Annotated in this window: 20 protein-coding genes; 11 read left to right on the forward strand and 9 right to left on the reverse strand. The window is 68.0% G+C overall.

The genetic code is table 11. The features are described 5' to 3' along the window. Positions 1–21 precede the first annotated feature (21 nt). Genes PU704_RS17310 through PU704_RS17335 form a run of 6 tightly spaced genes read left to right on the forward strand, consistent with a single transcriptional unit; the run spans position 22 to position 8,096 of the window. A complete protein-coding gene (locus PU704_RS17310) occupies positions 22–771 on the forward strand; it encodes a DUF8175 domain-containg protein (RefSeq protein ID WP_277552135.1) in 750 nt (249 codons plus the stop codon). Next, positions 764–2,638: a TrbL/VirB6 family protein gene (locus PU704_RS17315; protein ID WP_277552137.1), complete on the forward strand. Its 1,875-nt coding sequence runs from the start codon at positions 764–766 to the stop codon at positions 2,636–2,638. The genes PU704_RS17310 and PU704_RS17315 overlap by 8 nt, the downstream gene beginning before the upstream one ends. Then, positions 2,619–4,136 carry an SCO6880 family protein gene (locus tag PU704_RS17320; RefSeq protein ID WP_277552138.1) on the forward strand — a complete coding sequence of 506 codons (1,518 nt, stop codon included), beginning with the start codon at positions 2,619–2,621 and terminating at the stop codon, positions 4,134–4,136. Before PU704_RS17315 ends, PU704_RS17320 begins: the two co-directional genes overlap by 20 nt. Beyond that, positions 4,136–5,887, forward strand: coding sequence for an ATP/GTP-binding protein (locus PU704_RS17325; protein ID WP_075871011.1), 1,752 nt, complete (start codon positions 4,136–4,138; stop codon positions 5,885–5,887). Before PU704_RS17320 ends, PU704_RS17325 begins: the two co-directional genes overlap by 1 nt. After that, positions 5,884–7,689 (forward strand): type IV secretory system conjugative DNA transfer family protein, encoded by a 1,806-nt coding sequence (locus PU704_RS17330; protein ID WP_277552139.1) that lies wholly within the window; start codon positions 5,884–5,886, stop codon positions 7,687–7,689. Before PU704_RS17325 ends, PU704_RS17330 begins: the two co-directional genes overlap by 4 nt. A gap of 2 nt (positions 7,690–7,691) precedes the next feature. Beyond that, positions 7,692–8,096, forward strand: coding sequence for a DUF4913 domain-containing protein (locus PU704_RS17335; RefSeq protein WP_075871005.1), 405 nt, complete (start codon positions 7,692–7,694; stop codon positions 8,094–8,096). 64 nt (positions 8,097–8,160) lie between these two features. On the opposite strand, the gene PU704_RS17340 is transcribed toward PU704_RS17335, so the two are convergent. The 3 genes from PU704_RS17340 to PU704_RS17350 are packed head-to-tail and all read right to left on the reverse strand — an operon-like array spanning position 8,161 to position 10,834. Then, the gene (locus tag PU704_RS17340; RefSeq protein ID WP_075871006.1) at positions 8,161–8,931 is read right to left on the reverse strand and encodes a hypothetical protein; all 771 of its coding nucleotides are present in this window, start codon (positions 8,929–8,931) and stop codon (positions 8,161–8,163) included. A 2-nt stretch (positions 8,932–8,933) separates the two neighbouring features. Further along, complete coding sequence (locus PU704_RS17345; protein ID WP_075871007.1) at positions 8,934–10,448, reverse strand: relaxase/mobilization nuclease domain-containing protein; 1,515 nt, start codon at positions 10,446–10,448, stop codon at positions 8,934–8,936. Further along, on the reverse strand, positions 10,445–10,834 hold the full coding sequence (locus PU704_RS17350; protein WP_075871008.1) for a plasmid mobilization protein: 390 nt from the start codon (positions 10,832–10,834) through the stop codon (positions 10,445–10,447). The genes PU704_RS17345 and PU704_RS17350 overlap by 4 nt, the downstream gene beginning before the upstream one ends. Positions 10,835–11,048: 214 nt before the next feature. On the opposite strand from PU704_RS17350, the gene PU704_RS17355 reads away from it, so the two are divergent. Then, entirely contained in the window at positions 11,049–11,381 is a 333-nt protein-coding gene (locus tag PU704_RS17355; RefSeq protein WP_053005138.1) for a hypothetical protein, read from the forward strand. A 279-nt stretch (positions 11,382–11,660) separates the two neighbouring features. Here the strand turns inward: PU704_RS17355 and PU704_RS17360 are convergent, their stop codons facing one another. The 5 genes from PU704_RS17360 to PU704_RS17380 all read right to left on the reverse strand — a co-directional run bounded on the left by PU704_RS17360 (position 11,661) and on the right by PU704_RS17380 (position 19,518). Beyond that, positions 11,661–16,634, reverse strand: coding sequence for a helicase-related protein (locus PU704_RS17360; RefSeq protein WP_277552140.1), 4,974 nt, complete (start codon positions 16,632–16,634; stop codon positions 11,661–11,663). A gap of 122 nt (positions 16,635–16,756) precedes the next feature. Beyond that, the gene (locus PU704_RS17365) at positions 16,757–17,146 is read right to left on the reverse strand and encodes a hypothetical protein (RefSeq protein WP_047804886.1); all 390 of its coding nucleotides are present in this window, start codon (positions 17,144–17,146) and stop codon (positions 16,757–16,759) included. Between the two features lie 320 nt (positions 17,147–17,466). Beyond that, entirely contained in the window at positions 17,467–18,105 is a 639-nt protein-coding gene (locus tag PU704_RS17370; protein WP_047804915.1) for an Abi family protein, read from the reverse strand. 247 nt (positions 18,106–18,352) lie between these two features. Continuing rightward, positions 18,353–18,889, reverse strand: coding sequence for a DinB family protein (locus tag PU704_RS17375; RefSeq protein ID WP_047804885.1), 537 nt, complete (start codon positions 18,887–18,889; stop codon positions 18,353–18,355). Continuing rightward, a complete protein-coding gene (locus PU704_RS17380) occupies positions 18,886–19,518 on the reverse strand; it encodes a class I SAM-dependent methyltransferase (protein WP_047804884.1) in 633 nt (210 codons plus the stop codon). The genes PU704_RS17375 and PU704_RS17380 overlap by 4 nt, the downstream gene beginning before the upstream one ends. Positions 19,519–19,900: 382 nt before the next feature. Here PU704_RS17380 and PU704_RS17385 point away from each other — a divergent pair, with 382 nt between their 5' ends. The 3 genes from PU704_RS17385 to PU704_RS17395 all read left to right on the forward strand — a co-directional run bounded on the left by PU704_RS17385 (position 19,901) and on the right by PU704_RS17395 (position 22,365). Beyond that, entirely contained in the window at positions 19,901–20,155 is a 255-nt protein-coding gene (locus tag PU704_RS17385; protein WP_255396069.1) for a methyltransferase family protein, read from the forward strand. Between the two features lie 189 nt (positions 20,156–20,344). Continuing rightward, entirely contained in the window at positions 20,345–21,625 is a 1,281-nt protein-coding gene (locus tag PU704_RS17390; protein WP_203225684.1) for an Nramp family divalent metal transporter, read from the forward strand. A 44-nt stretch (positions 21,626–21,669) separates the two neighbouring features. Then, positions 21,670–22,365: a metal-dependent transcriptional regulator gene (locus tag PU704_RS17395; protein ID WP_047804882.1), complete on the forward strand. Its 696-nt coding sequence runs from the start codon at positions 21,670–21,672 to the stop codon at positions 22,363–22,365. A 39-nt stretch (positions 22,366–22,404) separates the two neighbouring features. Here PU704_RS17395 and PU704_RS17400 read toward each other — a convergent pair whose 3' ends face one another. Further along, positions 22,405–22,953, reverse strand: a complete 549-nt coding sequence (locus PU704_RS17400) for a DUF3093 domain-containing protein (protein WP_238986119.1) — start codon at positions 22,951–22,953, stop codon at positions 22,405–22,407. A gap of 14 nt (positions 22,954–22,967) precedes the next feature. On the opposite strand from PU704_RS17400, the gene PU704_RS17405 reads away from it, so the two are divergent. Further along, the gene (locus PU704_RS17405) at positions 22,968–23,132 is read left to right on the forward strand and encodes a hypothetical protein (protein WP_158041147.1); all 165 of its coding nucleotides are present in this window, start codon (positions 22,968–22,970) and stop codon (positions 23,130–23,132) included. The last annotated feature ends 204 nt before the right edge of the window (positions 23,133–23,336 follow it).

The raw sequence follows: 23,336 nt of genomic DNA on the forward strand, positions 1-23,336 counted from the left end.
CCCCCACCCAAGGAGCAGCAGGTGACAGATCAGATCGAGACAGACGACAACAACACCTGGTGGAAGACCCCCCGCTTCCTCATCTCAGCCGTCCTCGTCGCGTTGCTGATCGTACTGGGAATCGTCCTGTGGCTGTGGCCCGACGGCGAAGAGCTCTCGCAGGCTGCACCGGCACCGGTCACGACCGCCGAATCGGCCCCTGGCGGGGAGTCGGTGTGCGGTCTGGACGCCACCGGGGGCACCACCCTGACCGAGGCTCCCGAGGACGTCGAGTGGACTGCCCTGGGCGCGGTCTACGCTCCCGCCTCCGAGGAACACGGACCGGGCACCGTGGACCCCGACACCGGTGTTCGGTCCTGCTTTTCTCACACCCCCGAAGGGGCACTTCTGGCTTCGACCAACATGCTGGTCTCCGGCAACGATCCCCAGGTGCTCCTCGACACCATCAGGGCAAGGGTGATGGACGGCCCTGGCAAGGACATCTCGATCGGCAACGTCCAGCAACGGGTAGCAGCGAACGACACCACATCGGTACCCGTAGAGGTGGCCGGCTTCCGCCTGCTGTCCTACACCGAGGACAAGGCCACCGTCGAAGTAGTCCTAGCAGCCGACGACGGCACAGAGAAGGTCTACTCAACAACCGCAACGGACATGGTGTGGCACGAAGGCGACTGGCACTTCGCGCTTCAGGACGACGGCAGCGGTGGCCCCGTCTCCGGCCGTGTCTCGGACCTAAGCGGCTACATCGCGTGGGGCCCGGACAATGGCTGAGGAGAAGTGCGATTTCCTCGACGGGATCTGCAAGGCCAAGGGAACCATCAGTGAAGCACTGAGCGGGGCGGCCGGGGATGCCCTGGATCAGATCGCGGACGGCGTGACCGCCGGTGTGGTCGACACGATCGCTTCCCTGGGGTCCATGTGGACCCGGATCGGCAGCGCCAGCCTCACCTCCCAGGGCGGGGCCACTTCCCAGACCCCGGCCCGTGGGGAGTTCAACGCCTACATCGACCTGCTGCTGAGCTACGCGAGCTGGATCGGGATGGGCGTGTGCGTGTTCGGGGTGCTGTTCCTGGGCATCGTACTGGCCACCAACGCCCGCCGCGGCGACGGAGCCGGCCTGGTCAACACCGCCACCCTCCTGGCCTCCGGGGCCGCACTGATCGGTGGAGCCACCAGCCTGATCGGCTTCCTCGTCCCGGCTCGTGCGATGAACCTGACCGGATCTGTCGGGTTCATCCAGGACCAGACCTTCTACCTCACCCTGGCCGTGGCCGCCCTGAGCGTGATGATCGCCGGCGCCCAGATGGCCTGGACCCAGCGTGCTGAACCAGCCCGGGAGCTGCTCAAGGGCCTGCTCACCCTGGCCGTGGTCACCGCCTCCGGAGTCACGATCCTCAACGTCCTGGTGGCAGGCACCGACGCCCTGGCCGTGCAGATCATCGACTCCGCCATCGGGGAGGACTTCCAGACCGACGTGCTCAAACTGCTGGCCCTGGACAACGCCACCAGCGCCGGCGCGGCCGATCCGGTGTGGCTAGGCGGCAACGTCATCCTCATCATCGTGGGCGGGGTCGTGGCGATCATCGTGAACCTCATCCAGCTGATGCTGATGGTGCTGCGTACCGGAATGCTGTTCCTGATGGCCGGGATCCTCCCGCTCTCAGCCGCCTTCCTGAACACCGAGACGGGCAAGAACTTCTTCCAGAAGGTCATCGCCTGGACCCTGGCCTTCGCCTTCTACAAGCCGGCCGCCGCCCTGATCTACGGGTTGGCGATCAAGATGTCCACCACCGGGGTGTGGGAGGACGGGAGCAGCGGGCTGATCCAGTTCGCCGCCGGGCTGATGATGATCGTCGCCTCCGTGTTCGCGTTGCCGGTGCTTATCGGCTTCCTCAGTCCCGTACTGGGCTCGATGTCCTCCTCCGGCGGTGGCGGTGGGGCGCTGGGCATCGCGGCGATGGGTGCCGCCATCCCGCAGGGCGCCTCCCACCTGGCTCGCTCGGGGCGTGGGTTCGGCTCTGATTCCTCCTCCACGCCGTCGTCCCAGTCCTCTGCTCCTTCCAAGGGCGGGCCGAGCTCCCCGCCTCCTGGGCCGGCTTCCAGCCCCGGTGGCACCACCGGCACTGCTGGCACCACGGGGGCCAGCACAGCCAGCACAACCAGCACGGCAGGCACGGCTGGTACCGCTGCAGCTGGGGCAGCCGCAGCTCCGGTGGCCTTGGGCATGGCGGCGGCCAACGCCGCGCAGAAGACCGGCGAAGCAGTCACCGAAGCTACTCAGTCCAGTGCAGGAGGTGGCACCTCCAGCGCTGGAAGTTCCACCTCGGGCAACAGCTCGGCGGGTGCAGCCTCTGCCGCGGCACCCAACCAAGACGGAGCCGGGAAACCCGCCACGAGCACCGGGGTGCACCCCACCCCGGGCAATGGTGCAGGTGCGGCAGCGTCTGGCATCGGAGCCCGACCCGCCCCGGGCAGTGCTGCCGGCGCGACGCCGCCCCGTAGCGGGGCGCGGCCGACCGGCCCCTCCGGAGCGAAGCCGGCGGCCAAGGCCATCCAGCAGCAGACACGTGCGTTCAAGGCGCAGATCGCCAATGAGACCGGAAACGAGGGCCGCCCTGATGGCGCAGACCGAAGCTAAGACCAGCGAGAACCGCCCGCGGGTGTACGGCAATTTCCGCACCCCGACCTCCAAGGGCCTGGCCGGGCTGTCCACCGCTGGCACGGTGTTGCTGATCGGTGGTGTGGTCGGCGGGATCCTGCTGATGATGCTCAACCTGTGGCTGGTCGCCCTGGCCTTCGAGGCCGTGGTCTTGACCCTGATCGCGCTGTCGATGCAGAAGAACAAGCACGGGCGCACCCTCATCGAGCGCATCGTACGCCGCGCCGGGTGGGCCAATACCCGTTACAGCGGGGCCAATGTCTACCGGGCCGGCCCCGTCAGCCGGGTGCCGGAGGGCACCACGAAGCTGCCCGGGATCTCGGCCCGGTCGAAGATCACGGAGCACTACGACGGCTACGGTCGCCCCTTCGCCCTTCTCGAGGTGCCGCAGCGCCACCACTACACCGTGGTGTTCTCCTCCGAGCCCGACGGCGGGGGCATGGTTGACCAAGAGCACATCAACCGGTGGGTGGACCGCTGGTCGCACTGGCTGGGGATGCTCACCGACGAGCCGGGGTTGACCGCGGCCTCGGTGACGATCGAGACCGCACCGGACTCCGGATACCGGCTGGCCCGCAAAATCGAGGCGCGCATGGCTGATAACGCACCGCAGTTCGCCCGGGACGTGATCAACGAGTCCGTGCAGATGCTGCCCACCGGGGCCACGGTGACCCGGGCCTACATCGCGGTGACGTTCAAAGCCGCAGTGCGGGCCGGCGGGCGGATCCGCAACGCCGGCGAGGTCGCGGACGATCTGGCCGCGCGCCTGCCCAACCTCACCTTGTCCCTGAACGACACCGGGGCCGGAGTGGCCGAGCCATTGACGGCGCAGCAGTTGTGTGAGGTGATCCGGGTGGCCTATGACCCGGCCGAGGCGGTCCTGTTCGACCGCGCCCATTCTCAGGGCAAGGCTCCGGAACTGGACTGGAGTGAGGTGGGCCCGCAGGCCGCCGACACCTTCTGGGACTCCTACCACCACAACGGTTCCTGGTCGAAGTCCTGGGCGATGTCGGTGCCCCCGCGCTCGACCATCCAGGCCAACGTGCTCCAGGCCCTGATCGCCCCGAACCCCGAGCTGGTGCGCAAGCGCGTCACGCTGCTCTACCGGCCCATCGACCCGGCGAGGGCCGCGCAGATGGTGGAGAACGACATCAACACCGCTACCTTCAACGCCTCTTCCCGCAACCGCGCCACCGCCCGGGACACGAGAGAGACCCGTGCGGCGCAGGCCACCGCGGCTGAAGAGGCTGACGGGGCGGGGCTGTTGAACTTCGGGCTCGTCGTCACCGCCACCGTCCGCACACGGGCCGAGCTGGACGAGGCCGAAGCCATCATCGAGAACCTCGGCACCTCCGCCCGGATCCGCCTGGAGGAGGCCTACGGCGCCCAGGACTCCACCTTCGCCGCCGGCCTACCCCTCGGTGTGGTCATCCCGGACCATTTGGCCCTGCCCTCGACCGTGAGGAACGCCCTGTGATGAAGCAGAAGCAGCGAGACCAGATCATCCTCCCGGCCAGCCGGGGCAACGCCACCACCACCGTCCTGGACCGCGCCTTCGCCCGGGTGAAGCTCGGGAAGGTCTTCGCCCGCCCCCCGCGTACCGGCAGCACCTCGGTCACTGCCAAGGCGCTGGGTCGTCCGGGCCCGCGGGGACACAAGGGCCGGGGGCTGGGCGAGGCGCAGCTGCTGCACCCGATCCGGGAGATGCGCGGCACTAACTACCAGGTCTGCGGACTCTTCCCCTTCCCCATGGGCGGCGGCTCTCCTCTGGAAGGCGTGCCGCTGGGGCGGAACCTGCTCTCGGGGGAACCGGTGTGCTGTGACCCGATCTCCTGGTTCCTGAAGCTGCGGGTGATCTCCAACCCCTCGGCCTTCGTGATGGCCAACCCGGGTCTGGGCAAGTCCTCCATGCTGCGCCGGATGGCGATCGGGTTGGCCGCCTTCGGGGTGTGGCCGCTGATCCTCGGTGACATCAAGGGCGAGCACGTGGCCATGATCGAGCACCTCGGCGGCGCCGTCCTGCCCCTGGGCCGCGGAGTCGGACACATCAACCCCCTGGACGACTGCGGGGCCGTGGCGGCCGCCAAGCTGCTGTCCCCGGCCAGGGCGGAGGAGCTGCTGGATGAGCTGCATTCGAGGCGCCGGTCGCTGATCGCCTCGTTGATCGCGATCCTGCGCAAGAAGCCGCTGGATGAGCGGGAGGAGTCGATCCTGGACCGGTGCCTCACCGTCCTCGAGACCCGCCACGCGGAGTCCGGCACGGTGCCGGTGATGGCGGACCTGCGCCAGGTCCTGAAGGACAAGCCGGTCGAGGTGCGCGAGGTCGCCCTGGACCGCGGCGACGACGCCCGGTACGAGGCCATCACCGAGGGGTTGGAGTCCTCGCTGAACTCCCTGTGCGGCTCCGGGGCCTTCGGGCAGATGTTCGCCCACCCCTCCACCAACCGGATTGATGCCTCCCGGCCGATGGTCTTCGACCTGTCGCGGATCTCCCAGACCGAGTCGGACCTGCGGGCGGCGACCTTGATGGCGTGCTGGTCGGCCGGCTTCGGCACCGTGACCACTTCCAACATGCTCGCTGATGACGGGGTGATCGAGCGTCAGCGGTTCCTGGTGATCCTCGACGAGCTGTGGAACACCCTGGCGGCCGGGCCCGGCATCGTGGACCAGGTCAACGCGCTGACCCGGCTGAACCGGGAGTGGGGGGTAGGGCAGATCATGGCCTCCCACACCCCCTCCGATCTGATGGCAGTCCGCGGGGAAGAGGACCGGGCGAAGGCCAAGGGCATCATGGACCGCTGCGGCATCAAGATCCTCGGCGGGCTCGCCAAGTCCGAGATGCCGCTGCTCACCGAGTCCGTGCCGCTGTCCATGCGTGAGCAGGAGCAGCTCGCTGCCTGGCAGGACCCACCCGCCTGGAACCGCCGGGGTGATGAGGCCCTGGAGTACACCAACGACGACGTCTACGCCCCCACCGACCAGGCATTCACCGACGACGAGCTCACTCAGTGGCTGGCCGACGAGGAGAACGCCGCCTGGTACTTCGACGACCGCACCACCACCCCGCCCCCGGGCCAGGGAAAGTTCTTCATCAAGGTCGGCTCCCGGGCCGGCATCCCGTTCGCCATGGAGTTCACCCCCACCGAGCGCCGGTCCCAGGTCCACGACACCGAGAAGAAGTGGCACGAGGCCAAGTCCCGCGCCGCCCAGGAAAGAGGCGCCCGGTGAGCTCCCTGGACCGCAAGTACCAGACCGGCGGCGGGGAGGTCGCCCTGCTGCTGACCCTGCTCCTCATTCTGGTCGGCGTCCCGGCCATCCTCTACGTCCTCGCCAGCCTGGGACATGCCCTGACCCCGCGCACGGATCCCTTGCCCACCGGGTACTGGGAACGGTCCCTAGGCATTTTCACCGGGGATCTCCCGTGGCGCACCACCGAAATCGTCCTGGCCGCCACCATCGGGATGCTGCTAATGGGATTGTTCGCGCTGTGGGGGTGGAAGCGTCACCAAAAGGCCCAGAAGGTGGTCAAACACGACCGCGCCGCACCGCGCATGGCCTCAGTCCGCGACGTCGCCCCCTTCACCGAGAAGGAAGCCCGCGCCAAGGCCGCCCGCTTCGGCGTGGAGGCCCCGGGGGTGATGATCGGCAAGATGGTCCGCGGCGGACATACTCTCTACGCCTCCTGGGAGGACACGCTGGTGCACATCTGGGGCACCCGTACCGGCAAGACCACCTCCCAGGCCGCCCCCTCCATCATCGAGGCCCCGGGCCCGGTGATCGCCACCTCCAACAAACGCGACCTCTCCGACCTCACCCGCGACCTCCGCGCCGAGAACGGCGACGTGTGGGTCTTCGACCCCCAAGGAGTCGCCGGGGAGCAGCCCACCTGGTGGTGGAACCCGCTGACCTACGTCACCGACAGTGAGCGCGCCGCCGAGATGGCGAACAACTTCGCCGCCGGCTCCCGGGACGTCGGGGCCAAGGGCGATGGCCACTTCGACTCCGCCGGCAAGGACCTGCTCGCCGGGCTGTTGCTCGCGGCCGCCGTCGGCGGGGAGCCCATCGAGAAGGTCCACTACTGGCTGACCCGCTCCACCGATGAGACCCCCGCGCTACTGCTCGATGAGCACGGGTGGACCAAGGAAGCCGACTCGGTGGCCAGCACCATCCACCAACCGGAGAAGTACCGGGGCAGCGTCTACTCCACCGCCCTGCAGATGGCCGCGTGCCTGAAGAACGAAAAGATCGCCGCCTGGGTCAACCCCACTGGCCCGGACGATGACCGCCCGCAATTCGACCCCCAGACATTCGTGCGCGGCAAGCACACCCTCTACGCCCTGTCCAAGGAGGGCGCCGGCACCGCCGGGCCGCTGGTGACCGCACTGACCGTGGCCACCGTGACCGCCGCCGAGGAGCACGCCGTCACCCAGCGCGGGGGCCGGCTGTCCACCCCGATGCTGTGCGTGCTCGATGAGGCGGCCAACGTGTGCCGCTGGATGAACCTGCCCAACCTCTACAGCCACTACGGGTCCCGGGGCATCGTGGTCTCCACGTTCCTGCAGTCCTGGTCCCAGGGGGTGGACGTGTGGGGTGAGTCGGGGATGAAGAAGCTGTTCTCCACCGCCAACGTCGTCACCTACGGCGGCAACGTCAAAGAGGAGGGCTACTTGAAGATGCTTGTCGAATTGATCGGCAAGTACACCTACACCTCCGTGTCCTCCTCGAGGCAGAAGGACTCCGGGTCCACCTCCCGCCAGGACGCCACCGACGACATCATGTCGGTGGCGGACCTGTCCGCCCTGCCCAAGGGGAGGGCTGTGATGTTCGGCTCCGGGGCCCGGGCCGTGCTGCTGCGCACCATTCCGATTGACCACCGCCCCTACGCGGATGCGTCCAGGGCCTCCGAAGAAGCCCACAACAACCCGACGGCGGCCACCGTCAACCAGGGCGACGAGTCCGAGAAGCCGGCTGCTGAGCCAGCGGCGGCCGCGCCTGCCGGGAACCGGTGGGCGGCGCTGGTGAAGGAGTAGACATGAACTGGGAAGAGGAAGCCGCCGACGGCAACGAGGACGTCGAGGAACAGCCTCCTGCACAGCTGTTCTACGCGAACGTGGCGGAGTTCGTGACCGAGCAACTGGCGCCCGTGTACCGACGTCAGCTGGACCCTGCGGGCCGCTCGACCACGTTCACCTGGTGCGCCCAGTGGTGGCGACATGAGGAAGCGGTGAGCCGTCTGACGGGGTTGTGGCGGGCGTGGGAGCAGCTACGCACCGATCCGTCTACGGGATTAGCCGTGTGGTGGCGTGACTACGCCGATCCCACGATGCGTGTGCTCTTCGAGGAGAAAGGGCCCTTCCACGGTTGCACCCCTAGGACGCACAGCCCCAAGGGAGTGCCCCTGACCCTGGAGCCGCCACCGGATGGTCTGTTCGACTGACCCTCACAGCGGAAGGGGCGCAACCTGTCACAGGTTGCGCCCCTTCTCTTGTGCTTGAAGGGCCTCAGCCCAGCTCCAGGCCCCTCTCCCGTCCCGCTGCGCGCCCGGTGTTCTTCCGCGCCTTGGGGCCGCGTTGGGTGGATCGCACGGCGTCGATCGGGGGCGTGCCCTGGTCCCGGTCCGCCGCCAGGCGTGCGCGCACGCCATCACGGCCTTCCTCGGTGCCACCGAGGGCGTCCATGAGTCGACTGGCCAGGTTGGCGCGCCGGTCCCCGGAGTCCCACAGCTCCTCGGCCTCAGCGGCAGCATTGCGTGCATCGGTGTCGTTCTGGAGATCGCCACGGCCAGCCTCAGCGGCGTTCAGAGCGGCGGCGGCGTGGTCACGTTGGGCGTCCACTGTCTCGCGTGCGGCTGCCTCCTGCTCGACGGATTCGGTGCGCTGCGGCTCCGGGGTCCGCTGCTCGAGGTAGTCCTCCACGCTCAACCCGTGGCGTTCCTTCACTTGCCCCTCGATCCGTCCTCGCGCGGCCTGGGCGACCTCGTCGTGCTGCTCCCACTGCCGGGCCAGCCCGTAGTGGCCGGCGATGTCTTCCGGCTTGGCGGTCTCCCAGAACCGGTCCTGCTCCACGGGCGCGAGCTCGGTGCGCATCACGGCGCGTTCGGCTTCGAAGCGCTCTTCCAGCTCACGCCGCCGGTGCTGCTGCTCCGTGACACGTTGGCGGACCTGTTCGGCGCGCTGGCGGGCCATCATCTCGCCCCAGCGGCCGGCCACGGCCATCGCCGCTTGGAGGTCTCGGGAGAGCAGGTCGTTCACGCCGTCGGGTTGTGTGCTCATCTCTACAGCTCCATTCCGTGGTCCGTGCGGGGGGTGCGGTCGACATAGGGAGTGGGAACGGCTGTGGGGCCCTGGGTCTCGCGCAGCGCACCACGCTCACGCACCGGTCCGGCATGGGAGGCGGTGCGCGTCCGCGTGGGCTTCACGTCCGGCAGGGGCTCCGCCACGACCGAAAGGTGCTGCTGGAAGGCGTCCACGATCAGCTGCGTCTCGCGCAGCTCTTTGTTGGCCTGGTGCATGTCCTGGAATGCCCGGGTCATCCGCAGCATCTGCTGCATGATGAGCGCCTGCGCCATCGGGGACGGAGCCCGCGTGGCCGCCAGCAGGAAGGCCGTGGTGCCACTGGTGCGCAGCGGCGCCTGCAGCGGGGTGGTGATCTTCACCCCGGACCGGTGCGCGGACCGGGCCAGCACCCGGGCCGTGCGCCCTAACGGTCCTTGGCCGTCTTCGGTGGCGTGCGACCACGCGGCGAACACCCCAGAGGCTTCACGCGCCGCGTGCGCCCACGATTGGTGGTCGTCCGGTGCGATCTTGACCAGCCGCCGGCGGACCTCTTTCAGCTCCCCGGCCAGCCGCCGGGCGGTCTCCTCGTCCAGGGCCGCACCGGGTGCGTCCGGGTGGACGATGCGGCGGTGCCGCTTAGCGGCCATCCATTCCACTGATGCTTCTTGGGCGGCCTCGGGGGTGTCCGGCCAGCGGGTGCGCAGGGACGGCAGCGTGAGGTCCTGGGCGAGCTTGCCGCCACCGAACCACAGCGGTCGCATGCCCTTCGGCGGGCGCTCCGCCACGGAGTACCCGGTCACCACCGAGTCAGTACCGGCCGCGAAACGGGGGTGCACGAGCATGTTCGCCCGACGCATCTGACGCACGAACTGCGCCTCTGATTCGGCGGCCACCGCGCACGCCCGCACGATGCGCTCCAGCGCGAACCGGGTCGGCTCCCTAGTGCTGTCCCGCCGCACCTCGCCCTGCTGTAGCCACCGTTCGGAGTGGTTGCCGAGCTGGATGAGGTTGAAGTCCTTCTCGATGCCTCGGGCGACCTTCTGCGCGCGGGAGAAGTCGTTGCCATCGGCCCACTTCGTCCCGTCACTGCGGATCGTGGAGGCCATGATGTGGATGTGGTCGTTGCCCTTGGTGGAACGTCCGTGATGCACCGCCACCCACTGGCAGCCGGCCTTGGCCCCAGCCTCGGTGAAGTCCATCTCGTCCATGAACCGCTGGGCGATGTCCGACCATTCCTGATCGGTGACCTCGCGGTCCTGGTACGGGATCGACAACGAGCAGTGCCAGATGTGTTTGGTGTCGGCGTCCACCCCGAAGGCGCGCCGGTTCAGGTCGATCTCGCGGGCAATCGACACCGCGGCTTCCTCGTTGAGCTGCGCGTCGTCGTGCCAGGCCATGATGAGCGGCGATCCGCCCACCAGGTGTGGGTCGGTGTGCTCGTTGGAACGGCCTGGACCCACCAGGTACTTCATCAGCCCGATCGGCTTGTCGCCCTTGGTGATGTTCGGGATCACGGGATCAACTCTTCGATCTTGGCCAGCACTTCGTCACCGAATCGGCGGGCCTCCCGCAACGTCTCTGCCGTCTCGGGCAGCACTTCACCGGTGCTGTTGGCGTGCCGGGCGATCTGGTTCACGTTGTTGGCGATCGTCGCCATTTGGTGTCGCATTTGAATCAGCTCGGCCAGCTGGTTTCGTCGTAACTGCACCGCCACCGGATCCGCCGATCCGAACACCGCCTCGACCATCAGCGCCGAGGGCGAGAGCCCGGTCTGCTGCTCCAGCACCATCAACGCAGCACGCTCTGACTCCGACATGGACACCCGGACGTACTGGGTCTTGCCCTCGATCCGCTTCCGCCTCGACTTCCACACCCGACGCGGATTCTCCTGCTCCACCACAGCACCTCCTCTCCTTGCCGGCCCAGCGCAGCGCCCCCACTTTGTGGGCCCCGCACGACCAGTGTGCCACCGCAAAGCCCCGTGGGCTAGCGGTGTACGCATTTTATGGCACATAAAACATAGCTTTGCTCCGCTGGGGCACCACGGGTGCGAAACGCCGGCGGAACGCCCGTGGACTGTGGAACGCGCCGTGTGCGTCCGTTAACGTGGGGGCATGGCGAAGCTCACTGACCCCCAGCAGGCAGAAGAAGCAGCACAGCGGCTGCTCAACGACCGGATGGACTATGTCCGCCGGGCGATTACCGCACGAGGCGCTCTCGACGAGGCCCGCGAGGCCCTCAAAGAGGCCGAGAAGAACGATGCCCAGGCGTTCCAGGCCGCCGTCAACAACGGCGGATGGACCGCCGAGGAGCTACGCAAAATCGGGCTCGCTGCACCCGAAAAGGTACAGCGCGTGCAGCGGCGTAAGGCGGCTAAAAATGGTGCCAGTCCTTCGTCGGACAGTGCTCCCGAGGAGCTGGCGGAGTCGGCTGACACTGCCTCCTGACGGAGTGAATCGTGGCTGAGGCACTGGCCCCGTGCCCACATGGGCACGGCAAAAGCTCCCATCGCTCCGCGGCTTTTCCCGCACCCATGATGGACAGCGAGGACCCCATCCGACCACCCGACCACAGCCGGCAGGTCACCTCACGCCCGACCGTGGCACTTCCGTAGCCGCCAGCTGTGGACGGCTTCCCGAGCACGTGGTCACCACGCAACGACGGTGCCCGCTCCCCCAGTGGGGAGCGGGCACCGTTCATCTGAATAGACCTAGCAGAGCGAGTATTTACAGCTCCAAGCCGCCCTGCTGGGGACGCTGCTCGTCGTGCCGCCGCGCCACCTCGAGCGGACGCCCGGGGCCGTTTCCACCATGCCCGCCACTGCTGCGACCCGCGGTGGGAGCGTCGGGGAAGTTAATGCGCATCCGCTTCTTCAACGCCTCCAGCTCCGGATCCAAAGTCGGTTGCGGCGTCTCTTCTCCGCGCATGGCGCGCCCAATCCGTTCGACCTCCCAGCGGGCGGCTTCCAGTGCGTCCTGGTGCTTGAACGGGACACCCAAAGCTTCCCGGGCGTCGACGGCTTCCTGCCGGGCGGACTCCAGGCCCGCTTCACGCTTGGTGACTTCTTCCGGCAATGCCCGCACCTGGTTCTCCAGCCGTTGGATCATTCCGACACTTGGGTTCAGCGACGTCGCGCGGGTGACTTCAACGGCTACACCGGGGGCATCGTCGATGCGCAGCTCCACCGGTGAGGCGCTCAAGTCGGCCAGGTTCCCCGGCCGCTGCACGACCCGGATGTCGTGGCCACCGATCGCACCGACGACACCGAGGTCCGTCTCCCCGGCCCTCGGCGGGCGCGAGGTGGCGTGCGCCCCGGCCCACCGCTGCCAGGCTTCCGCCGCCTCGGTGCGCTTGTCGTAGGTGGCCCCGTTGATGGTCATCCGGAACTTCGCACCGCCGAGCTCATCAGTGGTCCGCTCGGCCGCTGCTCGGATCGCGGGGATCTCCTGCTCCAGCGCATCCGCGCGCGCCTGGGCGGCGTCCTTGCGGAATACCAGCGAGGACTGGTTGCGGTGCCAGGCCCGGTTCAACCGCTCCAACCGGGCCAGCTCCTGATCGGCCTTCGACTTCTCCAAGATCAACGGATTGCCACTGGAGATCGCCTTCACCTCGGCGAAGGACAGCGTGTTGTCCCCGACGTCCTCGATCTCACGCACGTCCAACCGGCCGCGCATGATCTGGTCGATGAACTTCGACTTCCGCTCCAGCGTCTGCCACATGAAGGTGTCGAACGACCCCTTCGTCACCACCTGGGAGATGGCGACCTCCGGGTTCTGGTTGCCTTGGCGGATGATCCGCCCGTGGCGTTGGGCGATGTCAGCCGGGCGCCACGGGGCGTCCAGGTCCACCAAGTGCACCGCCCGCGCCTGGATGTTGGTCCCCACCCCCATCCTCTGCGTGGAGCCGATCAGCACGGCGATGTCACCAGCGCGGGCGGCGGAGAACAGCCGGCCCTTCTCAGCGTCGTTCTTCGCCTCGTGCATGAACCGGATCTTCTCCGCCGGGATACCCCGCTGGACCAGCTGGTCCTTGAGCTCGTCGTAGACGTTCCACTTCTCCGTCGACGGGGTGCTCTGATCGCAAAACACGATCTGCAGCCCACCCCGGGTGGGGTGTTCCTCGCCGCTGGCCGGATCCAGGAACACGTCGTCCCGGTGCTCCTCGTGCACCTGGGCGATCAGGTCCGCAGTCACACTGACCTTGGTCTCCGAGACGATCGACCCCAGCTCCGGATCGACCAGGCGCATGTCCAAGGCGGCCTTGCGCCCATCGGAGCTGACCTTGAGCATGTTGTCCTCGGTCCGGTCCACTAGACGCGCCTGGATCGCCTCGGCCCGCCGGCCGATCTCTTCGATGTACGCCTCGAGCTCCGCAGAGGCCTCTACCGGGACCATGCGTGGCAGACGTTTCCCGTCCTCCCGCTCCACCAGATCTGGAGTAGGGAGTTTGAGGTCCTCGGCGGTCTTCACGTCGGCGAAGGTGTGGAACATCTTCAGCAGCTCCGGGACGTTCTGGAACTTCGCGAAACGCTCCTTGAGCTTGAAATGGTCTCCGCCGGCCACCGAGAGCTCCATCTCGGTCACCACCTGACCGAAGGTCGCCGCCCAGGTGTCGAAGTCGTGGATCCCGGCCCGCTCCAGCAGCTCCGGGCCGAGGTAGCGCTGCATCACGTACATCTCGGTCACCGAATTGGCGATCGGGGTGGCCGTGGCCCCGGTCATCACGCGGTCCCCGTGCTGGGATCGTAGGTACTCGACCTTCATGTGCAGGTCGGTGGCCCGGCCTGATCCTGGATCGATAGCCGCGTCTTGGATGTTCGAGGGTGTCGAGAGATTCTTGAAATCGTGTAGCTCGTCGACCACCAGGTAGTCGATGCCGGTCTGCTCGAAGGTGATGCCGGGGTCGGTCGACCGGTCCATCTTCTTCTTGAGCTTTTCCTCCGTAGCTTGGAGGCGCGCTTCCATGCGCTTGATCGACATGGTGTCCGCCCCGCTGGCTGTGGCCCGTTCGTTGGCCGCCTCTAGTTCGGCGCGCTGGCGCCCCACTTCGGAGAGGTTGTAAGCGTTCTTCGACTCCTCGGAGAGCTCGATGCGCTCAAACGCTGTACGGGTCATGATGATTCCGTCCCAGTCGCTGGCCGCCGCACGGGCGACAAAGGTGCGCCGCTTCTCGCCCTTCAAATCGGCCGAGGAAGCGGCCAGGATCTGCGCCTGGGGGTAGAGCTGCAACCACTCCCGGGTGAACTGCTCGAGCATGTGATTGGGCACTACCACCACTGGTTTGCGCGCCATGCCCAACCGGCGCAGCTCCATCGCCCCCATGACCATCTCAGCGGTCTTGCCCGCCCCCACCTCGTGGAAGAGCCCCACCGAGGGCTCCGAGAGCATCCGGGCGACGGCCGCGCGCTGATGCGGGCGCGGGGTGAAGTTCTTCACCAGCCCCGGGAAGCTCAGCCGCTCTCCCTCGGCGGTGTAGTCGCGCAGCACGATGGAGTTGAACCGCCGGTTGTACTCATCCACCAGCCCCGCCGCCCGAGCAGGGTCCTCCCACACCCACTCGCTGAAACGCTCCTGCATCAGCGCCGCCTTCTCCTGTGCAGCGGTGGTCTCGGTGGCGTTGACCACCCGGCGGTTGCCCTCGGGGTCGGTGGGGTCTGGGTCGGTGACCTGGATGCGGCGCTGCTCGGTCAGGTTCTTGAAGATGTCCCCGGCGGCCATCCGTTCGGTGCCCCAGTCGTTGCGGGCGGCGAAGACATGGCGGCTGGCTTTCACGTCCCAGGTGGCCCCGCTGATCCGGTCCACCCGCGCCGCCGGGTCTTTGATGATGTGGCGCAGGAACTGCTCGTGGATTTCCGGGGCCACCCACACGGCCCCGATGCGGGCCTCGATCTCATCGGCTCCCAGTGGGGCCGGCAGTACGGCCTCCAGGGCCGCGACGTTGGTCTGGAACCGCGCCTCGGCAGCCGAAGCGGCTCGGGCCGTGTCGAGCTTCTCCCGCACGTCCCCGGACAGGTACTCCGCCCGGGTCTCATAGACCCCCGGTTCCCCGGGCATCTCGTAGACCAGCTCCCCGAGGGACTCCCGCGCCGACGCCTCGTCGGTGCCCAGCAGCCCGGCGATGTTGGCCAGCTCCACCGCACCGAGCGTGTCGAGGGTGACGGCCAGGGCCTCATCGGGGGTGTCCACCCCGAGCACGGGCCGGCGCGGTTGTACCTGACGCTGAGACAGCAGACCGGCCGGGGCCGCGGTGCGGGTGCCCTCGTCGAAGTGCTCCAGGGCCAGCACCAGCGGTCCGAACGGGTCGTCGCCCAGCAGGGCCACCGCCGGCGGGGTGACGCGGGCCAGGATGTCCGCCCCCGCCTCGTCGTATTTACCGGTGCGGCGTTCGGTGAACCGGTTGATCGGCCCGTAGCGGTCGTAGTAGTCCAGGTAACTGTCCCGCAGCTGCTCGCGCATCGCGTCGAGCTCCGGGGTGTCCTCGACGTTGGCGGCCTCCAGGCTCAGCACGGCCCGTGCGGCATCGCGCAATCCCAGGAGGGCACGCAGTTCGGAGTGGCGGGTGCGGGCCACTTTCAATGGTGCGTGCATCCCGTCCACGGTGACCTGGGTGAATCCCTCGGCCCCGCGGTCGGTGATGTGCCCGATCTGCTCCTGCTCACCGGCCGGGATCAGAGCCGCCGCCTCGAGCTCCTGCTTCCCCGTGCGTTCGGCCATCCCGCGCCCAGCCGCCACCGCCTGCCCGGTGATCTCCGCCAACTGCTCGTGCAGCCGGTCCCCGGTGACAGTCAGGTCCTCAGCGCGCACGGTGAGCGTGGCGGAGCCGTACATCCCGTTGCCGATGGTGGGCTGCCCGAGTACCCGCTGAGGGTTCTCGAGGAAGTAGGCGTTCATCCGCCCCCGTTGCCCATCCAGCTCCACCGGGGCGGTGTCCACCCAGGACTGATCCAGCGGCTCCTCCCCGGCCAGGCGGCGGCGGAAGATCAGCACATCGGTCAGCGCGTCCGTGCCAGCAGCCCGGCGGTGGGCCCCTGTCGGCAGGCGCACCGCGCCCAGCAGATCGGCGGTCGCCGCCATCTCCCGGCGGGCCGCAGGGTTCTGCGCATCCAGGGTGAACGCGCTGGAAAGCACCCCGACCACCCCACCAGGCCGGGTGAGGGCCAGGGACTTGAGGATGAAGTGGTTGTGCATCGAATGCCCGCCCGCGTTGTGCCGGGCATCGTGCAGAGAGTTCCGGGAGAACGGGACGTTGCCCACCGCCGCGTCGAAGACCCCGCTGGGCATCCGGGTGTCGGCGAAGGACTCGGTGCGGATGGTGGCTTCTGGGTAGATGGCCTGGGAGATCGCCGCGGTCACCGGGTCCAGCTCCACCCCGGTCATCTGCGTCCCCTCAGGCGCCAGGCCGATGAAGGTGCCGACACCAGAGCCCGGCTCCAGCACCGCCCCGCCCTGGAACCCCAGCCCGCTCAGGGCGCCCCAGACCTCGGTGGCGATCGCCGGGTCGGTGTAGTGGGCATTGATCACCGTCCGCCGTGCGGCCGTGTACTCGGCCTCATCCAGCAGCTCGCGCAGTTCGGCCCGCTCGACCTCGTACTCGGTGCGGGACTCGTCGAAGACTTCCGCGACCCCACTGGCACCCCAGGACCCCCACCGGGCCAAGGTGACCCGCTCAGTCTCGGTGACTGCCCGCTCCTCGGCCTGCAAAGCACGTAGTACGCGCAGGGCTGCGAGGTTGGCCCTGAACCTCGCCTGCGCACCAGAGGGGGCCAAGTCGTCCTGGGTGCGCGGGACGAAGCGCCCAGCCGCAAGCTCAGGGCCGCCCAGGGTCAGTCCTGCTCGGCCTCCTGCCGGGCCACCTCGTCCCAGTACGCCCGGTCCTCCCGATTGATCTGCTCCACGACCCGCAGCATCTGCGTCACTCCGGACTCCTCCTCGTCCTCCTCCGGCTCCTGCTGCACCGACGGGTCCGGGGTCAGCATCTCCGCGCGCACGATCTCCTCGGCCTGCATCTTCGACGCGTTCAACCGCCCCACCTTCTCCAGGTAGGCCTCCCCCGCCGGATCCGGGCCAGCCAGCTCCATCATCAGCTCGCCCACCCGCTGCGCCGCCTCCTCCCCCAGCGCCTCGAACCACTGAACCGGATCCGGGATCAGGGCGTACTCCGCCGGCGCGGTCGTCTTCCACGCTTCCTGCGCGAACTTGCCGTACGTGTTCATCACGAACCTCCTCGGGTTCCGGGAAGAGAAAGGCATCAATGCTCAGCTGCCCCTCGACTTGTGTCCTCTTGCGGGCTCGGGCCATGGGGGATCTCCTGAGTGCTATCGGGAATCTCCCCCTCACGCTACCCAGCCATTCCATGGCCGGCTTGTAGAACACGCACCAGCAAACCCCTATTATGTTGATATGTCAACATTAAGACGTTGTGTGCTCCGCTCCTTCACACCAGCAATGGCAGCTAGGGGCGTTTCCAACGATCGAGACGGCCGAAAGCGGGATGCCGTACGGCAGCAGAGGATCACTGGTAGGACGAACGGGCTCATGGCCGTCCGGGGCGAGAGACCATCAGGGCGTGCACCCGCGAGGTCTCCCACAGCCATTGAGGGGCTTGGGCGTCGACGTAGCCGGCGATGAAGGTGAGATCGGCGAAGTGCTGGGCCACGTTGGTGTGGAAGATCGGTTCGTGATGAGCCACCCTGTTTCGCAGGTCGTGCACCCGGGCCACCACCGTCTCCAGCTCCTGCCGGCTCCGTTCATGGCGAGGCACCCCTTGGAAGCCGGCCTGGACGCGGGGCCACACGGTGGACTGATGGTGACTGGTGAGCAGGTAGCGCCAGAAGCCGAAGGTCAGTTCGGCCACGACCCGGCCAGATGTGACCTGGCGGCCACCGCGGCCGGCACGTCCTTTCGCGGTGGCGATCTCTCGCTGAGATCGTGTGTTGAACCGGTAGTACGGGTCGTCGTACCAGGCGCCGTGGGTGGAGTGTGGTGCCAGTTGGGCGTGGACGACGTTGCGCAACAGCACCTCGACATGTCCGATGAGTTCGAAGAACGCCCCCGTCAGTTCCGCGTTCCACATGTAGAGCGCCACCGTGTCCTCGGGAGCGGCGGCGTACTTGGACAGCCGATCGGTACTGACCCACCCCTCGAGCTGAGCCTGACTGGGAACGAAGGGCACTTGATGCCTCACTTCACGGTGGATAGACTGGATGGCGAAGACCCCAGAACGATCCCTGCTCTGAAAGATCGAGCACATCGCTGGGGTTTCAGCTTTTAATCCAGGCTATCGAGGTGCCGGCACATCTCTGGGATCAGGATGGCCCTACCAGCGCCTTCCTCGGTTCCCGCGGTGACGTGGAGCAGACGTGCACGATGTCCACGCTGGAACCGCAGTTGCATCACCAGGTCCGTGCATCGGAGCGGGTTCACGGTGCTCGGCTGAGCGTCAGCTGCTGGCGGTGGTGGTCGTAGTGCTGGGTGCCGTAGTGGTAGATCTCGGCCAGGCTCATCCAGTCTCGGAAGTAGGGATCCCAGTGCACCGGCATGTGCATCCCGCGGGCCAGCGCATCCTCCGACTCGGTTTTGAGCCGGGCCTGGAGAATGTCGAGGGTGCGGTCGAACCACCGGATCAGCCGCGGGCCGTGGATCACCCGGGCCGCACCCCGGTCGCTCTGGTAGTTGATGACGTGGAAAGCTCCGGTGCCGGCCTCCAGTGCTCGGGCGAAGCTGCGGCTGACCTGATCGGGCAGCCGGCCCATCAGACGCACCAGGGGCAGCAGGCGGCGCACGATGAGGTAGCCGAAGAACATGTGGAACAGCAGCTGCCCGTTGGTCCACCGGGTGCCCGACGAGGGCCGGCGCAGATCCGCAGGGGTCGCTTCGGTGACCAGGGCGTGGAAGTCCGCGCGAACCCGCTCCAGCTCCGCATGGATGGCCTCGGAGGTGAGGGGCGCGCTGTTCATCGACTCCTCCTGGAAGTGATGTCGTTGCCGGAAGCGTCCTGGGCATTGCCCGGCTTGTGAGCGATAAAGCGCAGAACCCGACCACCGAAGGACAGCCGGAGGGCGAGTGGGCCCAGGCCAGCATGGTCGAGGACTGGCCCGAAGGCTTCCGGTTCGATGAGCCGGTGCGGTGACCGGTCGGCACGGTGCACCAGAGATGCCATCGGTGAGGCCAGCAGGTCGTATCCCACGAACGCCCCGCCCGATCGCAGCACCCGGGCCGCCTCGGCCACCGCGCGTTCCCACTCGATGACGTGGTGGAGCATCAGGAAGCTCAGAACCGTGTCGAACGACTCGTCCTCGAAGGGCAACCGAGTGGCATCGGCCTGACGCGCCTGAGCCAGGGGGAACCCGGCCAGACGGTCCCGCGCGGCCTCGACCATCACCGGATCGGCATCGGTCGTGGTGAGCCGCACCCGGGGGTTGGCTCGGGCGATGGCCTCGGCCATCGCACCGCTGCCTCCACCGATCTCCAGCACATTCCCAGTGACGGGGAACCCCTGGGTCGCCCACGGAACCATCCGCCGAGCGACAAGACCCCATGGCGCGCTGCGACAGAAGGAGGCTTCCAGGGCGGACATCTTTGGCATGGTCTCCACCTTTCGGCGCACGCATCGTGTCCGCCGAGCCTAGTTCCACGATCGACGGCAGTGAACCGTCCAGGCAGGAGGTGGGGCAATCTGGCCGTTCACTCCTCCCGGGGCGGGGCGCGAGGGAGCCGGGGTCCCGTCGTGGGGCTGAGCTCAGCCGGTGGGTGAGCCCTGGTCCTCGGCGCGGCCGGACCCGCCTTTGCCCTCACCGGCACCGTGGCCGCACCCCGGCTCCCGCAGGTTTTCCCCTGGGCCGGGGCGGTCGTCACCGTGGTGGGTTTCCTCGGTGTGCTGGCCGCCCAGGCCGGCATGGGCGCCTCCTGGCGGGGGGGGTGTAGATGCCACCGAGCGGACCGAGCTGGTCGCCACCGGGGCTTTCGCCGTGGTCCGCAACCCGATTTTCGCCGCGATGCTCACCACCCTGGCCGGCCTGACCCTCCTGGTGCCCACTGCGGTCACGGCAGCGGCGTGGCTGTGCCTGCTGGTGGCCGTGGAGCTGCAGGTCCGTCTCGTCGAAGAGCCCTACCTGCTGAGCACCCACCGACAGGCCTACGCCTCCTACGCCGCTCATGTCGGCCGGTTTATGCCCGGTCTCGGCCGACTCCGCCGCATATCCCTGGGCGAGCAGATCTCCTGAACCCAAGACACCCCCACTGGCTGACAGTTCCCCCACCCCAGGAGGCCAGCACCGTCCGGAGTTCCATGCCCCTGTGATCGGCTGTCGAGGCGCCCAGCCCCTCCTGCGCGCACGTCTGGGGGCATGACCAAGCCCTCGAGGCCAGGCCCCCATTCCCCGCGCCGGAAAGTTCGTATAGCTTAACTTTCTATGAGGACCGGGACCGGGCGCACCGGCTCAACAGGTGTTGCCGCCACTTCCCCAGGAGAGCGGTGGGTGCGCCGCCAACCGCTGCCCTGGTTGTTGGGTCCAGCCTTCGTGGCCGCGGTCGCCTACGTGGACCCGGGCAACGTCGCGGCGAACCTCACCGCCGGCGCCCAGTACGGGTACCTGTTGGTGTGGGTGCTGGTGGCCGCCAACATCATGGCCGTGCTCATCCAGTACCTCTCGGCCAAGGTCGGGCTGGTCACCGGATCGAGCCTGCCCGAGCTGCTGGGCGACCGCCTGCCCCGAGGCCGGCGGCTGGCCTACTGGGTCCAGGCCGAGCTGGTGGCCGCGGCCACGGACCTGGCCGAGGTGATCGGCGGGGCGATCGCCCTGCACATCCTTTTCGGGATTCCCCTGCTGGCCGGGGGCGTGATCGTCGGGGTGATCTCGATGCTGCTGCTGCTCCTCCAGACCCACCGAGGTCCCCGGTTCTTCGAGTTCGTCGTGACCGGCCTACTGGCGATCGTCACCGCCGGTTTCGTCACCGGCTTGTTCTTCGGTCCCGTGTCCTGGGATGAAGCCGTCGCCGGGATCGTCCCACGATTCGACGGCACCCCGACGGTCCTGCTAGCCGCCAGCATGCTCGGAGCCACCGTGATGCCCCATGCCATCTACGCTCACTCCGCTCTGGCCCGTGATCGCCATGGGCACTCGGTGCCTACCGAGGCCCTGCCGCGGCTGTTGACTGCCACCCGGTGGGACGTGCTGCTGTCCCTGCTCGTGGCCGGGTCGGTGAACATCGCGATGCTGCTCCTGGCCGCGGGCAACCTCGCCGGAGTGCCGGGCACCGACAGCATCGAAGGAGCCCATGCGGCGATCACCGCCGCCCTGGGCCCGGCCGTCGGGGTCGCCTTCGGCATCGGGTTACTGGCCTCCGGGCTGGCCTCGACCTCGGTGGGCTCCTACGCCGGATCAGCGATCATGGGCGGGTTGCTGCACGTGCGCATCCCGGTGTTCACCCGCCGGCTGATCACCCTGATCCCGGCCCTGGTCATCATCGCCGTCGGGGTGGACCCGACCTGGGCGCTGGTGCTGTCCCAGGTGCTTCTGAGCCTGGGTATCCCCTTCGCCCTGATCCCGTTGGTGCGACTGAGCAGCAACCGGGATCTGATGGGCGCCTTCGTGAACAAGGTGGCCTTGACTGTCGCCGCCTGGGTGGTCGTGGCCCTGATCGTGTCGTTGAATCTGGCGCTGATCATCCTGACCGCCACCGGGGCCGATTGAGTGGGCCCGGCAGCTCCGGCGCGGCACTCGGTAGCGTGGATCCCATGGACTTAAGTGAGATCACCCCGGTCGCCCAGGACTATCTCAAGGCGATCTGGTCGGCCACCGAATGGGGCGACCCGCCGATCACCACCACAGCCCTGGCGGCGCGGATGGGGACCTCCGCCCCCAACGTCACCGACACGGTCAAGCGACTGGCCGCCCAGGGGCTCGTCGAGTACCAGCCCTACAAGCCCGTCACCCTCACCCCGCAGGGGCGCGCGTACGCGGTCGCGATGGTGCGCCGGCACCGACTGCTGGAGACCTTCCTCGTCACCACCCTGGGGTATCCGTGGGAGGAGGTCCACGACGAGGCCGAACGTCTCGAGCACGCCGTCTCCGACGCGATGATCGAGCGCATCGACGCCCAGCTGGGAGAGCCTACGGCCGATCCGCACGGGGACCCGATCCCCACCGCGCAGGGACGCACCCGCCGCCCACGCAACACCACCCGGCTCACCAGGGCGAGGCCGGGACGATACGAGATCGTTCGTCTCTCTGATGCCGACCCGCAACGCCTGACCCGGTTCCGCGCCTGCGGCCTCGTGCCGGGCGGGCCTTTTCGTGTCATCGCCCAGGGAGCCAGCGGAACCACCGGTGTACCGGGGAACCAGCACACCGCGATCGATCTGGCACCGGTGGAAGCCGAGGCCATCTGGGTGACACCCATCCCCATCCTCAATACTCTCCGGAGCCACTGAGAGCTGGTCACCGGACGAGCCCCTCACAGGACGCCGGTCTCAGCCGGCGGAGAGGATCTCGACGATGCGCTCCGGATGACGGGTCGAGGTCAACCAATAAGGGGTGGGATCCACGGGATCGGTGATCTGGATGCGGACCACCGGTCCCACGGAGACGCGGAAGTTCATGTAGGCGCGGGCGTCAAGCTCGGGGCCCCGCACCCGTTGCACGGCGCTGCCGCGAAACGCTTCGGCCTCGCCCACAAACCGGCGCTCGATACGGGCCCGCCCCACCTGCAACGACTCCCCGGTGATCACGATCCCGGTGCTCGAAACAATCAACGCCACCGCAGTGCCGCCGGCGACCACGGCCCCGACAGCGGCCCCGACCCACATGTTGATCGGGGCCAGGGCGATGAGACCCACCAGACCCGCGAAGAGCACGAGCAACCACATCCACCACGCGGCCGACAGCCTCTCCTCGTACAGAACCGCTTGAGGCTCGGCCTTCGCGGGAAGGTTCTCGACCCTGGATCCGTCCGGGGAAGATCCCTGGTCGCTGCTGGGTTCATCGGGTGGGAAGGCGCCGGAGGACGCATGATGGGACATGCTGCAACCCTCTCATGACAGCGATCCCGGGGACCGGCTGTTCCATCACCCCCGGGGAGCAGAACCAGTGCGATCTGCGGTTCCTGCACCGGCCGGGCAGTCCGGCCGTGACCTCCGTGGCGCAGTCGATAGTCACCCACCGGCAGTCCGAGGTCGGCGAGGTGGAAGACCTGCTGTAGTAACTCGCCCCGCACGGTCCTGCACTCGGGAGGGCCGGCGTGTAATGGCCTTGGCTGGTGGCGCTACTACGAGGCATCCTCTGGCGGGGTGTCCCATGGCCGCTGAGATCCCCGGAGGCCATGGGGAAGAGGATCCGGGAGGTTGCCGGTTCCCGCTTGGCGGGCACTGCTGGCAAGGCCCGGTACTGGCGATTCTTGCCTGTG

This window comes from Kocuria oceani (assembly GCF_029524215.1).
Lineage (GTDB): Bacteria > Actinomycetota > Actinomycetes > Actinomycetales > Micrococcaceae > Kocuria > Kocuria oceani.